At 58.2% G+C, this 14146-nt stretch carries 13 protein-coding genes; 3 read left to right on the top strand and 10 right to left on the bottom strand.

The features are described 5' to 3' along the window. Position 1 precedes the first annotated feature (1 nt). The 10 genes from AC4FIA_RS10945 to coxB form a co-directional block, all read right to left on the bottom strand. The gene (locus AC4FIA_RS10945) at positions 2–835 is read right to left on the bottom strand and encodes an MBL fold metallo-hydrolase (RefSeq protein WP_490365869.1); all 834 of its coding nucleotides are present in this window, start codon (positions 833–835) and stop codon (positions 2–4) included. Positions 836–902: 67 nt separating this feature from the next. Next, a complete protein-coding gene (locus tag AC4FIA_RS10940) occupies positions 903–1487 on the bottom strand; it encodes a GNAT family N-acetyltransferase (RefSeq protein ID WP_103908844.1) in 585 nt (194 codons plus the stop codon). Beyond that, positions 1487–2749, bottom strand: coding sequence for a M16 family metallopeptidase (locus AC4FIA_RS10935; RefSeq protein WP_490365868.1), 1263 nt, complete (start codon positions 2747–2749; stop codon positions 1487–1489). The genes AC4FIA_RS10940 and AC4FIA_RS10935 overlap by 1 nt, the downstream gene beginning before the upstream one ends. Beyond that, the gene (gene thrC / locus AC4FIA_RS10930) at positions 2746–4137 is read right to left on the bottom strand and encodes a threonine synthase (protein ID WP_490365867.1); all 1392 of its coding nucleotides are present in this window, start codon (positions 4135–4137) and stop codon (positions 2746–2748) included. The genes AC4FIA_RS10935 and thrC overlap by 4 nt, the downstream gene beginning before the upstream one ends. Further along, complete coding sequence (locus AC4FIA_RS10925) at positions 4134–4820, bottom strand: SURF1 family protein (RefSeq protein ID WP_490365866.1); 687 nt, start codon at positions 4818–4820, stop codon at positions 4134–4136. The genes thrC and AC4FIA_RS10925 overlap by 4 nt, the downstream gene beginning before the upstream one ends. Before the next feature lie 132 nt (positions 4821–4952). Further along, the gene (locus tag AC4FIA_RS10920; RefSeq protein WP_103908840.1) at positions 4953–5753 is read right to left on the bottom strand and encodes a cytochrome c oxidase subunit 3; all 801 of its coding nucleotides are present in this window, start codon (positions 5751–5753) and stop codon (positions 4953–4955) included. A gap of 26 nt (positions 5754–5779) precedes the next feature. After that, positions 5780–6364, bottom strand: coding sequence for a cytochrome c oxidase assembly protein (locus AC4FIA_RS10915; protein ID WP_490365865.1), 585 nt, complete (start codon positions 6362–6364; stop codon positions 5780–5782). Beyond that, a complete protein-coding gene (locus AC4FIA_RS10910) occupies positions 6364–6537 on the bottom strand; it encodes a cytochrome c oxidase system small membrane protein (protein ID WP_200813149.1) in 174 nt (57 codons plus the stop codon). Before AC4FIA_RS10910 ends, AC4FIA_RS10915 begins: the two co-directional genes overlap by 1 nt. After that, positions 6534–7481 (bottom strand): heme o synthase, encoded by a 948-nt coding sequence (gene cyoE / locus AC4FIA_RS10905; RefSeq protein WP_490365864.1) that lies wholly within the window; start codon positions 7479–7481, stop codon positions 6534–6536. Before cyoE ends, AC4FIA_RS10910 begins: the two co-directional genes overlap by 4 nt. Positions 7482–7560: 79 nt before the next feature. Beyond that, positions 7561–8409 carry a cytochrome c oxidase subunit II gene (gene coxB / locus AC4FIA_RS10900; RefSeq protein ID WP_490365863.1) on the bottom strand — a complete coding sequence of 283 codons (849 nt, stop codon included), beginning with the start codon at positions 8407–8409 and terminating at the stop codon, positions 7561–7563. Positions 8410–8607: 198 nt separating this feature from the next. Between coxB and tldD the strand changes: the two genes are divergently transcribed. From tldD to topA, 3 genes are all read left to right on the top strand, one after another. Beyond that, entirely contained in the window at positions 8608–10029 is a 1422-nt protein-coding gene (gene tldD / locus AC4FIA_RS10895) for a metalloprotease TldD (RefSeq protein ID WP_490365862.1), read from the top strand. A gap of 82 nt (positions 10030–10111) precedes the next feature. Next, positions 10112–11266, top strand: a complete 1155-nt coding sequence (gene dprA / locus AC4FIA_RS10890) for a DNA-processing protein DprA (protein ID WP_490365861.1) — start codon at positions 10112–10114, stop codon at positions 11264–11266. 141 nt (positions 11267–11407) lie between these two features. Continuing rightward, positions 11408–14011, top strand: coding sequence for a type I DNA topoisomerase (gene topA / locus AC4FIA_RS10885; RefSeq protein WP_490365860.1), 2604 nt, complete (start codon positions 11408–11410; stop codon positions 14009–14011). Positions 14012–14146 lie beyond the last annotated feature (135 nt).

Here is a 14146-nt window from a genome sequence, read left to right as displayed (position 1 = left end):
GTTAATCTGACAACCACTGCGGTTCGAGAACGATAATTGTCGGGCGGTCGGGCAAGGTGGCCAGAGATACCTCAAGGCTGCTGCGGCCGTCGCGCAGTATGACGAATTCGTCCGAGACGTCGTTCAGGAAGCTGGTCAAGGCCATGCCGCTGAACCAGTGCATCGGAATAATGATCCGGCTTTTCAGGCGTTCGATCACGCGGATCATGGCCGCGCGTTCCATGGTAAAGCCGCCGTCGACAGGAACCATCAGCACGTCCAACCGCCCCAAAGCCGCGTATTGTTCGTCGTTCGGTTCATGGTGCAGGTGGCCCAGATGGCCGATGCACAGGCCTTCGACCTCGAACACAAAGATCGAATTGCCGTTTTCCTCGACCCCGCCAAAGCCGGATCTGATATCGGTCGACACATTGCGCACCAGCATTTCACCCAGATCAAGATAGTGGTCGATTCCTTCGCCAAACTCTCCCCAGCCATTCAGCGGGTGGGCAATGGCCGGATCGGGGTTTGCTGTCCAATGGGTGTCGTGGGCGTGGTTCATCGTGACCACATCGGGGATCAGGGTCGTGTTGCCGATGAAACCGGTGAAATCGGTGACGGCATTCAGCCCGCCTTGGGTCTGCAGCAAGAACGAGGCATGCGAGATATAGTGAAGACGTACCGAATAATCCGGCACAGGGTCCGTCCAGGACGCTTTGTGCACGTACTGCATCCACGGATTTGCATCAGCAATGGCGATGCAATGGGACGGGCGCCGTGTGTCATCTGTTTGTGCGCTGGCTGTCAGCGCGGTGACTGTTGAAAAGACGAAAGTAAGAAGTGCTGAAATACGCATGACCGGACCTCCTATATAAAGAGTAGCCCTGTCAGTGCCCTTGGTCCCTCACAAAACCGTGTGCTGTTCAGCCGACCGTGGTGCGCCCGCGACGGTCCATCCGGAGCGACGAATAAAGCACGTGTGTCCGCCAGCGCCCGTTGATTTGCAAATAGCTTTGCGCGACGCCTTCGTATTTAAAGCCCGAGCTTTCCAGCAGCGCGCGCGACGCGACGTTTTCCGGCAGGCAAGCCGCTTCGATGCGGGATAGGTCCAGCTTTTCATAGGCGTGGTGCACCATCGCCTGAATGGCTTCACGCATATACCCATGGCGGGCAAACGGTTGGCCTGTCCAATAGCCCAGCGTCCCGCACTGCGCGGGGCCACGGCGGATGTTGTCCAAAGTCAGCGCGCCGACCAGCGCATTGTCTTCGCGACGGATCAGGAACAGCGGAATGGCGCTGCCTGATGCGATAGACCGGCTGGCCCAGTAGACACGGTTGGTGAACGACTTGCGGCTAAGATGATCAGCGGCCCATGTCGGTTCCCACGGTACCAGATAGTCACGACTATCGGCACGCAGGGCCGTCCAGGGGCCAAAGTCAGAGTGCATAGGCGGGCGCAGCGTCAAACGCTCGGTTTCGATCCGGAGTTTGCGCCGCATTCCCAGCATCAGGCCACCCGACGTTGTTCCAGCGCATCCAGCGTGGGCGCATCAGCGACAGGGCCATAAAGCGCCATCGCGGACTTGGCCTTGCTGATCATGTCTTCACCAAAGGCCAGAACGTCGTCGGTCGTTACCGTGTCGATCTTGGCAACGGTGTCTTCGAGCGGCGGTACCTTGCCCCAGATTTGCAGCATACGTGCCTGACGTTCAGCGCGCGATGACGGGCTTTCCAGCCCCATCAGCAGACCAGCCTTCATCTGGGTACGGGCGCGGTTGACCTCGGCCTCGGACATGTCCTGTGCGGCGCGCTTCATCTCGTCGATGGTGATTTCAGCCAACTGGCCGACCTCTTCCCCTGATGTGCCTGCGTAGATTGTCGTCATGCCGGTATCAGCATAAGCGCCGGACTGGGCAAAGATCGTATAGCAGAGGCCGCGCTTTTCACGGATTTCCTGAAACAGACGCGAAGACATGCCGCCACCCAAAGCGGTGGTATAAATCTGCGCGGTGTAAAAGGCAGGGTCGCGATAGCCGGGGCTTTCGAAAGCCAGCGTGAAATGGGCCTGTTCCAGGGCCTTGTCGTGACGGGTTTCGCCGCCCGTGAAATGCGCAGGTTCCCATTCGTCATTGCCATGTGGCGCGAGATGCCCAAACAGCGCCTCGGCCTGTTTGACCAACGCGTCGTGATCCACGGCACCGGCGGCGGACAGGATCAGACGGTCGGGGCCATAGTGTTGATCGACGAAACCCGCCAGATCATCGCGGCCAAAGGCCTGCACCCGTTCGGAAGGGCCAAGGATCGTGCGGCCCATGGCCTGATCAGCGTATGCCTTTTCCTGAAGCCAGTCGAAGATGATGTCGTCGGGTGTATCGAGCGATTGACCGATTTCCTGCAGGATCACATGGCGCTCGGTCTCGATCTCTTTGGCATCGAAAACGGGGTTCAGCAGGATGTCGGAAATCACATCCAGCGCTAGACCGCAGTCGGCAGCCAGAATACGCGCGTAATAGGCTGTTACCTCGCGCGAGGTGTAGGCGTTGATGTAACCGCCCACATCTTCGATCTCTTCCGCGATCTGAAGCGCGCTGCGCGTTTTGGTGCCCTTGAACGCCATATGCTCAAGGAAATGCGCAATACCGTTCTGTTCGGGCCGTTCGTGCCGCCCGCCGGCTGTCACCCAGATGCCAAGCGAAGCGGATTCTAAGCTTGGCATGTTTTCAGTAACAATTCGGAACCCGTTCGACAGGGTTGTGATTTCTACGCTCAAGATGCGATCCGGTCTTTGATAAGGGTTTCCAGTGCCGTCAGGTCGTTGGCCGCGCGTGTGACGCGTTCTTCGCGGTCGAACAGATCGGCCATGCGTTCGGGCAGGTCGGGGCGGATGCCGCTGGCCTTTTCCACCGCGTCTGGGAACTTGGCGGGGTGGGCCGTCGCCAGCGTGATCATGGGTGTATCGCTGTTGCGCTGGTCTTCAGCCACTTTCACGCCGATGGCGGAATGCGGGCACAGCAGTTCGCCCATGCTCTGGTTCGCCATAGCAATGGTCGCCAGCGTTTCTTCCTCTGACACGCGGCCGGAATCGAAATGCTCGCGCAGAGACTGAAGCGCGCCTTGGCTGACGTTAAAGCCGCCACCGTTTTTCAACTCGTCCATCAATTGCGCCACGGCATTTCCGTCACGGCCATAGGCATCAAACAGGGCGCGTTCGAAGTTCGAGCTGACCTGAATATCCATGGAGGGCGAAATCGACGGTGTGACGGTGTCGGTCACATAGCCACCTGTCGACAGGCAGCGGTGCAGAATGTCGTTCTGGTTGGTTGCAACCACCAGACGGTCAATCGGCAGACCCATCTTTTTGGCGATGTAGCCGGCAAAGATATCGCCGAAATTGCCAGTGGGCACAGTAAAGCTGACCTTGCGATCCGGCGCGCCAAGGCTGACGGCGGACGAGAAGTAATAGACCACCTGTGCCAGAACCCGCGCCCAGTTGATCGAATTCACGCCTGCAAGGCGGACCTCGTCACGGAAGTCGAAGTGGTTGAACATGTCTTTCAGACGCGCCTGACAATCGTCAAAGTGACCGTCCAGTGCGATGGCGTGCACGTTGGATTCCGACGGCGTGGTCATCTGACGGCGCTGAACTTCGGACACGCGGCCATGGGGGAACAGGATGAAAACGTCGACCGCATCCAGACCTTTGAAGGCCTCGATCGCGGCGGAGCCTGTGTCGCCCGATGTTGCACCCACGATGGTGACGCGTTCGCCACGGCGTGTCAGCGCCTCTTGGAACAGCTGACCGATCAGCTGCATCGCAAAGTCTTTGAACGCGAGCGTCGGGCCGTGGAACAGTTCCAGCAGGAAGTGACCCGGTGCCAGTTGCACCAGCGGCGCGCGGGCGCCGTGGCCGAAACCGGCGTAGGCCTTGTTGATCAGGTCGCCAAAGGTTTCGTCGCTAAAGCTGTCGCCAACAAAGGGTCGCATCACGCGGAAGGCGGTTTCTTCATAGCTCAGGCCATGCAGCGCGCGGATGTCGTCGGCGGACATCGTCGGAATGGTTTCCGGAACATAAAGGCCGCCGTCGCGGGCCAAGCCCGACAGCATTGCATCTTCAAAAGTCAGAACCGGGGCGGAGCCGCGGGTTGAGACATATTTCATAGCTCGGGTCCTTTCTGCGCACGCATGGTGCGAGCGATATAGACAGCGGTCATGAGCGTCCAGACCGCAGCAAGCGAAAACCATGTGATGGCGTATTGCAGGTGATCATTGGGGATGCCCTCGGTCGAGACGGGCAGGGGCATGATGCCCTGATCGGCGGGGGTTTCCTGTCTGGCGATGACAAGCAAAGGTTCAGTGCCCAGTTTTTCCGCCAGCGCGCCGATGTCACGGGCGAACCAGATGTTCTTGGCAGTGTCGTTTTCAGGGGTCGAACTGTTGCGATCATCGGGCCAGTGCAGGTTGCCCAGAATTTCGGTGTCGCCCAGACGGCGGATTGCGTCCTTGTCTTCCAGATCGACAAATCCACGATCGACCAGAACGGTGCGGCCCGTGTCAGTGATGAACGGTGCGATCACGCGGTAACCAGCGCCGCGGCGTTTGACCGACACCAGCACGTGCACCTCGCCATCGCCGTAGACGCCGAACAGGGACACAGGTTGGTATTTCTGTTCCGTCGGGTCGATCACCGTGGGCAGCGGTTCAGGCGCGCCGTCGATACGTGTTTCGATCTCGTTCAGAATGCCGCGCTTCCACTCAAGCCGCTGCATTTGCCACGTGCCCAGTGACAGCAGGATTGCGGTTCCGATGACGCCGAAAAGGAGAGGAACGATAATACGGTTCAAAGCGCACACATATTGGTTTGATCGTGTCTGGCGGTGTGTATCGCCCGATGACGGGCCTTTTCAACCATAAAGCCCGCCAAGTGGCGGGCTTTTGGAATTGGTGTGGGGCTGTTGCCCAGTGGAGCCAAAGGCTTAGCCACCCCAGACGTAGACAGCTGCGAACAGGAACAGCCAGACAACGTCAACAAAGTGCCAGTACCAAGCCGCCGCTTCGAAGCCGATGTGCTTCTCGGGGGTGAAGTGACCCTTCATCAGGCGCAGAAGGCAGATGAACAGGAAGATGGTACCGATGATGACGTGCATGCCGTGGAAGCCTGTCGCCATGAAGAAGTTCGCACCGTAGATGTTGCCCGAGAAGCCGAATGCAGCGTGGCTGTATTCGTAGGCCTGGAAGGCAGTAAAGATCAGACCCAGAACGATCGCGATGATCAGGCCGTTCTTCATGTCTTTACGGTTGTTTTCGTGAACCAGAGCGTGGTGCGCCCAAGTTGCCGCCGCACCGGAGCACAGCAGGATCAGTGTGTTGATCAGGGGCAGGTGCCACGGGTCGAATGTTTCGATGCCAACCGGCGGCCAAACACCGTCAACGGCCGGGGATTCCGGGCCCATCGGGTACATGGCGTGCTTAAAGAAGCTCCAGAACCATGCGAAGAAGAACATCACTTCGGACATGATGAACAGGATAAAGCCGTAGCGCAGGCCGATGCGGACAACCGGTGTGTGGTCGCCTACTTTGGATTCTGCGATGACCTCGGACCACCAACCAAACATGGTGTAGAGGACGCCAATAAGGCCAATGAGGAACATCCAGGGGCCGGAGTCTTTCATCCACAACACCGCGCCGAACAGCATGATGAATGCGGATACGGACGCAACAAGCGGCCAGATCGATGGGCTCAGGATGTGATAGTCGTGGTTCTTTGCATGCGCCATTTTTCAGGGTCCCTCGTTGGAAGGCATTAGTTAACTGTGGTCTCGGGATCTTGGTCGGCTGTTAAAGCCGCCTGCATGTCCTCGGGCAGGTCGATCTCGTAGAATGTGTAGGACAGGGTGATACGCTTCGCAAATTTCGCCTCGGGATCATTTACGATCTCGGGATCGACGAAAAAGCTAACGGGCATCTGAACGCGTTCACCAGGCATAAGAACCTGTTCGGTGAAACAGAAGCATTCGATCTTGTTAAAGTAGCCGCCTGCACTGAAGGGGGCCACGTTATAGCTGGCTTGGCCGGCAATCGGTTTATCGGTCGGGTTATATGCCTCGTAAAAGGCCAGACCCTGTTCACCGATACGCAGTTCGATCTGCTGATCGACCGGTTTGAATTCCCACGCCATACCGCGTTCGACGTTGGCGTCGAAGCGCACCTTGATAGTCTGGTCCAGAATCTCGTCCGACGCGACCTCGGCGACGCCTGTTGCACCACCAAAGCCCGTGACCCGACAGAACCAGTCATAAAACGGAACCGAGGCCCAAGCCAAAGCACCCATCACGAGGACGAGGCTTACGGTTTGTGCGACAGTTTTTGTTTTAGGATCCATTGCCATCAGTTGCTGTTCCCTTGTTGGGTTGCGGCACGGATGGGTTCATAATCGCCACGGGTGACTTTTACATATGTCAGACCGAAAACGATCATGATCAGAACAACAAGCGTCAGGCCGACGCCAATATTGCGGCTTTTGCGGCGCTTGTGCAGCTCGTGTTCGCGAGTCAGGCTCATACCCAGAACCCCCATACGAAACCGAAACGTTCCAGCGCGGCCTCAATCAGGATCGCGCCGAAGTGGGCGAAAAGATAAAGAAGCGACAATTTAAAGAACTTGCGCTCGACAGCGAAGTTGTCCGCTTCGGACATGTCTTCGTCACGGCGCCAGATGTCCCAGGCACCTTTCAGGAACAGTGCGTTCAGAACGACTGCCACGGTCAGGTACAGGGGACCACCGGCCGTTGTCACACCGGTTGCAATGGCAAGGATCGCCAGCAGCACGGTGTAGGCCAGAATGTGTTTGCGTGTGGAGCGGCGACCGTGGGTTACGGTCAGCATAGGAACACCGGCATCGTCATAATCGCTGCGCATGAACAGGGCGAGGGCCCAGAAATGCGGCGGGGTCCACATGAATGTCAGGCAGAACATCAGGATCGATTCAACCGAGATGCCGCCTGTGGCCGCTGCCCAACCGATCATCGGAGGGAACGCGCCTGCCGCACCGCCGATCACGATGTTCTGCGGGGTCCAGCGCTTCAGCCACATTGTGTAGATGACGACGTAAAAGAAAATGGTGAATGCCAGCAGGCCAGCCGCAACCCAGTTGGTCGCGAGGCCAAGGAAAACCACCGAAAAGGCCGACAGAGTCAGGCCGATTGCCAGAGCGTCATCGCCGGTCACACGACCCGAGGGGATCGGACGGCGCTGTGTACGCTTCATGACAGCATCGATATCCGCGTCCCACCACATGTTCAGTGCACCCGAGGCGCCGCCCCCGATGGCAATGAACAGAATGGCGCAGAAAGCGATAAAGGGATGGACCGGAACAGGCGCGGCCAGCAGGCCGACCAAAGCCGTAAACACCACCAGCGTCATGACGCGTGGTTTCAGCAGGGCGAAGTAGTCACCGAACTGGGCTTCTTTTTCGAAGCTGGCTTTATTGAGGCTTGCGTCGCTCATCTCGGGTCCATTTTGGTCTTAGGTGCCGTAAAAGGCGCAGATGCGCCTTTTACCGTAGTCGCGTCAGAGGAAGGCTATATTAGCCCCACTCCTCGCGCATTTCTTCCAGCCAAACCTGGTACTCTTCTTCCGAAACCACTTTTACAGTGATCGGCATGTAGGCGTGTGCGATGCCGCAAAGCTCGGAGCACTGGCCAAAGTAGATGCCTTCCTGTGTCGGCTTGAACCACAGTTCTGCCAGACGACCCGGTACACCGTCCTGCTTTACGCCGAAGGCAGGGATGGTCCAGGAGTGGATCACGTCACCGGCTGTTACCTGCATGACGATAGTCTTGTTGACCGGCACGACAACGGCTGTGTCTGTTGCCAGACGGAAGTGCTCGGGCTGGTAGCCTGCTTCGATCAACTGCGCTTCAACGTCTTCGTTGTAGCTGTTGTCGCCGCCTGTTGCAGGCGAACCGATCATGTAGCTGTCGTATTCGAAGTCTTCACCGATGTATTCGTAACCCCAGTACCACTGGTAGCCTGTCACCTTGATGGTCACGTCACCTTCGGGGATTTCCTGCTGGTTGAACAGAACCGGCAGAGAGAACGCGCCGATGAAAACAAGGATCATGATCGGCACGATCGTCCAAGCCACTTCGAGCGGTGTGTTGTGTGTGAATTTCGCGGGCGTCGGGTTCGACTTGCTGTTGTAGCGAACGATGCAGATCGCCAGCAGTGCGGTTACGAACAGAACGATGGCGATGATGATCACGTTGATCATGCCATCGAGCCACTGGATCTGTTCTGCAAGTTCAGTTGCCGCCGGCTGGAAACCCAGTTTGCCGTCTACCGGCGCCCCGATTACCTCAAGCCCGTCCTGTGCAAAGGCCGGTGCGGCGGTCAAGGCTGCCATCAGCCCCATCAGCATCGTATTAATTCGCATGTGTCACCCTGATCGGTTCTGTCTTCGTCTGTGTGTGCGGATAGGGAAATTTACTGCCGTTGTCACGTTCCAAAACAACGTCGCAAATCCTCCCATTGTCTTGACGCAGCTTAAAACCATATTCTGCTGCCTAATTAAAGAACGATACTTGCGGCAAACGGACGCTTGCCGCCACACAGACAAAAGCAGGAGTTTTGCATGGCAGATGCGCCGTTTCGCCCGTTTGAGACCCATTTGGACAGGGAAACAGCGCTAAATGTGCTGCAAAACGCCGTTTCCGGCGCCGACGATGGCGAACTTTTTCTGGAAAGAAAGCGATCAGAAGGCCTGCTTTTAGACGATGGTCGCATCAAGCAAGCCAGCTACGACGCGTCTGAGGGATTCGGTTTGCGCGCCGTTCGCGGCGAGGTTGCTGGTTACGCACATGCCACCGAGATCAGCGAATCATCGCTAAAACGCGCTGCAGAAACGACTCGACTGGCGGTAGGCGACGGTGGCGGCGTTATGTCGCCCACGCCGTCGGGCACGAATAAGAAGCTGTATACTGACGCGGATCCCATCGCAGGCACGACCTTTCCGGTAAAGGTCGAGACACTGAAAGAGATCGATGCCTTTACCCGCGATCTGGACAAGCGCGTGGTTCAGGTGACGGCCAGCATCGCGGCGTCGTTACAAGAGGTGTCGATCCTGCGTGCCGACGGAACTCTGGCCAGCGATATCCGCCCGATGACCCGAATGAATGTCAGCGTGATCGTCGAAGAAAACGGTCGCCGCGAATCTGGCAGCGCCGGTGGCGGCGGTCGTGTCGGGCTGGATGGCCTGATCGATCCGGCAAACTGGCAGGCCAAAGCACGCGAGGCTTTGCGCATTGCTTTGGTGAACCTGCGCGCCGAACCTGCGCCTGCGGGCGTCATGGACATTGTCCTTGGGCCGGGTTGGCCGGGTATTCTTCTTCATGAAGCGGTTGGTCACGGTCTGGAAGGCGACTTTAACCGCAAGGGCTCGTCTGCCTTTGCTGGGCTTATGGGCCAGCGCGTTGCGGCACCCGGTGTGACCGTTCTGGACGATGGCACCATTCCGGACCGTCGCGGATCTATCACCATTGATGATGAAGGCACGCCGTCCGGTAAGAACGTGCTGATCGAAGACGGTATTCTGGTGGGCTACATGCAAGACCGTCAGAACGCGCGTCTGATGGGGGTACAACCGACAGGCAACGGCCGCCGCGAATCCTATGCGCACATTCCAATGCCGCGCATGACCAACACATATATGTTGGGCGGCGATGCCACGCCGGAATTCTTGGTTGGTGAACTGAAGGACGGTCTTTATGCCGTGGGCTTTGGCGGCGGGCAGGTCGATATCACCAACGGCAAGTTCGTCTTCTCCTGCACCGAGGCCTATCGCGTGAAAAACGGCAAAGTCGGCGCTCCGGTGAAAGGTGCGACGTTGATTGGTGATGGCGCGACGGCGTTGCAGCAGATTCGCGGGCTGGCCAATGACATGGCGCTGGATCCGGGCATGGGCAATTGCGGCAAGCAGGGGCAGTGGGTTCCCGTCGGCGTTGGACAGCCGACAGTTCTGATCGGTGGTCTGACCGTTGGGGGTGCTGCAGCCTAAATGGAATTTTAGCTGTGGTCTTCAGGAGTCGTTAACCGCGCGTCCGCTATCACGGTTTCGCAAGTTGACGGAGCCAGGACGGATGACCGAGGACCACATTTCTTCCACTCACCCCCCACTCCCACCCACCACGGAAGACGATCGGTTTGCCTGGCTCCGTCTCTTGCGCTCTCGTCGTGTGGGGATTTCCACGTTTTATCGCCTGATGGGCGAACACGGATCGGCCCAAGCCGCGCTTGAGGCGTTGCCGGATGTGGCGCGCGCAGCGGGCGTGGACGGATATGAAATCTGTCCCGAGGGCGTGATCCTGAAAGAATTCAAAGCGGCCAAAATTGCCCGTGCCCGCCTGATCTGTCGGGGCGAGCCGCTTTATCCTGCGGCCTTCAACGATCTGCCAGATGCGCCGCCGCTGTTCTGGGCTGTGGGCGATGCGGGATTGTTGTCGCGCCCATCGGTGGCAATTGTCGGCGCGCGCAATGCGTCATCTCTCGGGTTGCGCATGGCCAAGACGCTTGCGGGCGAATTGGGGCAGGCGGGATATACTGTGGTGTCCGGTCTGGCACGCGGTATTGATACTGCCGCCCATATCGCCAGCCTGCAAACCGGAACGGTTGCCGTCTTTGCTGGTGGCGTGGATGTTCTTTATCCATCCGAAAACGCGAAACTGGCCGAGGATATGATTGCCGCTGGTGGTCTTAGAATCAGCGAACAGCCGATGGGCCTGCAGCCGCAGGCGCGCCATTTCCCGATGCGGAATCGACTGATCTCTGGCCTGTCGCGCGCTGTTGTGGTCGTGGAAGCTGCTGCAAAATCCGGCTCTTTGATCACAGCGAAAAACGCTTTGGATCAAGGTCGTGACGTTTTTGCCGTGCCCGGACATCCGATGGATGCGCGCGCATCTGGGTGCAACATGCTGATCCGCGATGGGGCGGTCTTGGTGCGCAATGCACAGGACATTCTGGATGAGGTGCAGTCACTTTCGGGCAATGAACCAGAACAGGCCGATTTGGACCTGCCTGTCGCGCCGCCGCCCCCGCAACCCCGCCGAAGCAAACAGGAAACCCAAGCCCTACACCAAGAGATACTGGACCGCTTGGGACCATCGCCCGTGTCAGAAGATCAGTTGATCCGCGACCTGAACCTTGCCTCATCCCAAGTGTCGCCTGCCCTGACCGAGATGGAGCTTGAAGGCCGTCTGAAACGGTTGTCGGGCGGGATGTTGGCGTTGGCGGTGTAGGCGCGGGGACAGCACAGACAGAAGTCGGTCTGCGTCAAAATGTGTGCCCGATCTGCCGTACATTAATTGACAATTCCCCCTTGCACCCCACATGTTGGCTCGCCATACGCGGGCCATTATCCCAAAGAGGTGCTTACCCAGATGCCAGTTGTCGTCGTCGAATCCCCAGCCAAGGCCAAGACCATCAACAAATATCTGGGCCCTGACTATACGGTGTTGGCGTCCTACGGCCACGTACGGGATTTGCCGCCCAAGGACGGGTCCGTCGACACAGACCACGATTTCGAAATGACGTGGGAAGTCGGCAATGACAGCAAGAAGCATGTCAAAGCGATTGCCGATGCGCTGGCCGATGACAACGCACTGATCCTCGCGACCGACCCTGATCGCGAAGGCGAAGCAATTTCGTGGCACCTGAAAGAGGCGCTGACAAAACGCCGGTCGATCAAGAAAGACACGCAAGTCAGCCGCGTTACCTTCAACGCGATCACCAAGCAGGCCGTGACCGAGGCTATGCAAAACCCCCGCGATATCGACGCGCCTCTGGTCGAGGCCTATCTGGCCCGCCGTGCGCTGGATTATCTGGTGGGCTTTAATCTGTCGCCGGTTTTGTGGCGCAAACTGCCCGGTGCGCGTTCCGCTGGCCGTGTTCAGTCTGTCTGCCTGCGCCTGATCGTTGAGCGCGAGATGGAGATCGAGGCGTTCAAAGCCCGTGAATACTGGTCGGTCAAAGCCACGCTCGCCACGCCGCGCGGTCAGGAATACGAGGCACGCCTGACAAATCTGTCCGGCAAGAAGCTGGATAAATACGATCTGGAAAACCAGACGCAGGCAGAAATGGCGGCGCAGGCCATCAACAGCCGCGATCTGAAAATCTCCTCGGTCGAGGCGAAACCCGCCAGCCGCAACCCGTCTGCGCCCTTCATGACATCGACCCTGCAGCAGGAAGCCAGCCGCAAATTCGGTATGGGCGCCAAGCAGTGTATGTCGGCGGCCCAGCGTTTGTATGAAGCGGGCTACATTACTTATATGCGGACCGACGGCATCGACATGGCCGCCGAAGCCGTGCAGGCCGCGCGCGATGCGATCAAAGACCGCTTCGGTGCGGAATATGTGCCCGGATCACCGCGTATCTATAAGAATAAAGCCAAGAACGCGCAGGAAGCGCACGAATGTATCCGCCCGACGGATATGACTAAAGACGCAGAAGCGCTGAAGCTGAAAGATTCCGATCAGTTCAAACTTTATGACCTGATCTGGAAGCGGACGCTGGCTTGCCAGATGGAAGGCGCACGACTGGAGCGCACCACTGTCGATATCAGCAGTGACGACGGCGAAGTTGTTCTGCGCGCGACCGGTCAGGTCGTTCTGTTTGACGGTTTCATGCGCGTCTATGAAGAGGGCCGCGATGACGTCGTCGACGAAGATGACAAGCGTTTGCCCCAGATCATGGAGGGCGAAAAAGCCGACAAGCGCGGCATCAGCCCCGAACAGCACTTCACCCAGCCTCCGCCGCGCTATACCGAGGCGACGCTGGTCAAGAAGATGGAAGAACTGGGTATCGGCCGCCCGTCGACCTATGCGTCGGTTCTGTCGACGATTCAGGACCGCGAATACGTCCGCAAGGACAAGAACCGCCTCTTCCCCGAAGATAAGGGCCGGATTGTTACGATCTTCCTGCTGAACTTCTTTAAGCGTTACGTGGAATACGATTTCACCGCCGCGCTTGAAGAAGAGCTGGATGATGTGTCCGCTGGCGACGGTAACTATAAGGAATTGCTGTCCAAATTCTGGCGTGATTTCTCGGCAGCGATTTCCGAAACGTCCGAGTTGCGGATTTCCGAAGTGCTTGATGTTCTGGACGACGCGCTTGCGCCCCAGCTTTATCCACCCCGCGAAGACGGCAGCGACCCGCGCATTTGCCCCAAATGCGGCCAAGGTCGCCTGCACCTGAAAACATCGCGCACCGGTGGTTTCGTCGGTTGCGGCAATTATCCGGAATGTACCTACACCCGTCCCATCGCTGGCGAAGGCGCTGAGGGTGACGAACGCGTTCTAGGCGTTGATGGCGACGATGAAATCTGGCTGAAAACGGGCCGCTTTGGCCCCTATGTACAGCGCGGTGAACCCACACCGGAAAACAAAAAGCCGCCCCGGGCGTCCTTGCCGAAAACCCGTGGTGGATTTGCCGCCGGTTTCGCGCCGGACGAGATCACATTAGAAGGCGCGCTGACACTTCTTAGCCTGCCGCGCGAAGTGGGTGCGCACCCCGAAGACGGCGTGATGATCGAAGCGGGCATTGGCCGCTATGGTCCCTTCGTCAAGCACGGTTCGCTCTATGCCAACCTGCCCGAGGTCGCCGAAGTGTTTGAGATCGGCATCAACCGTGCCGTGGACGTTCTGGCCGAAAAAGCCGCCAAGCGTGGCGGTGGCCGTGCGGCTGCAACCCCGTTGAAAGAGCTGGGTGAACACCCCGAGGGTGGCGCGATCAACATCATGGACGGGCGCTATGGCCCCTACGTGAAGTGGGAAAAGATTAACGCAACTCTGCCCAAGGGGACGGAACCTGCGGACGTCAATCTGGATATGGCGCTGGAATTGATTGCCGAAAAAGCGGCCAAGTCGGGCAAAAAGAAAGCGCCTGCAAAGAAGAAAGCAGCCACCAAGAAAACGACTGCGAAGAAGACCACCGCGAAAAAGCCAGCGGCCAAGAAGACCACCAAAAAGGCAGCCGCCGAAGAATAACCGCGATCCGGTACAACCACACATTTTCAAGGGGTCCGAACTGCCAAAAGTTCGGGCCTTTTTGCTGTTTTAGGGCCTCAAATCGCCCCGCTTTAATGCAAAAGCGGCGTTGCGGGTGGCTGTTCGTTGACTTCC

The sequence above is a fragment of the Thalassococcus sp. genome, from assembly GCF_982780845.1.
The sequence above is the reverse complement of the archived record's forward strand: the minus strand, read 5'-3'. Positions and strand labels throughout refer to the sequence as shown.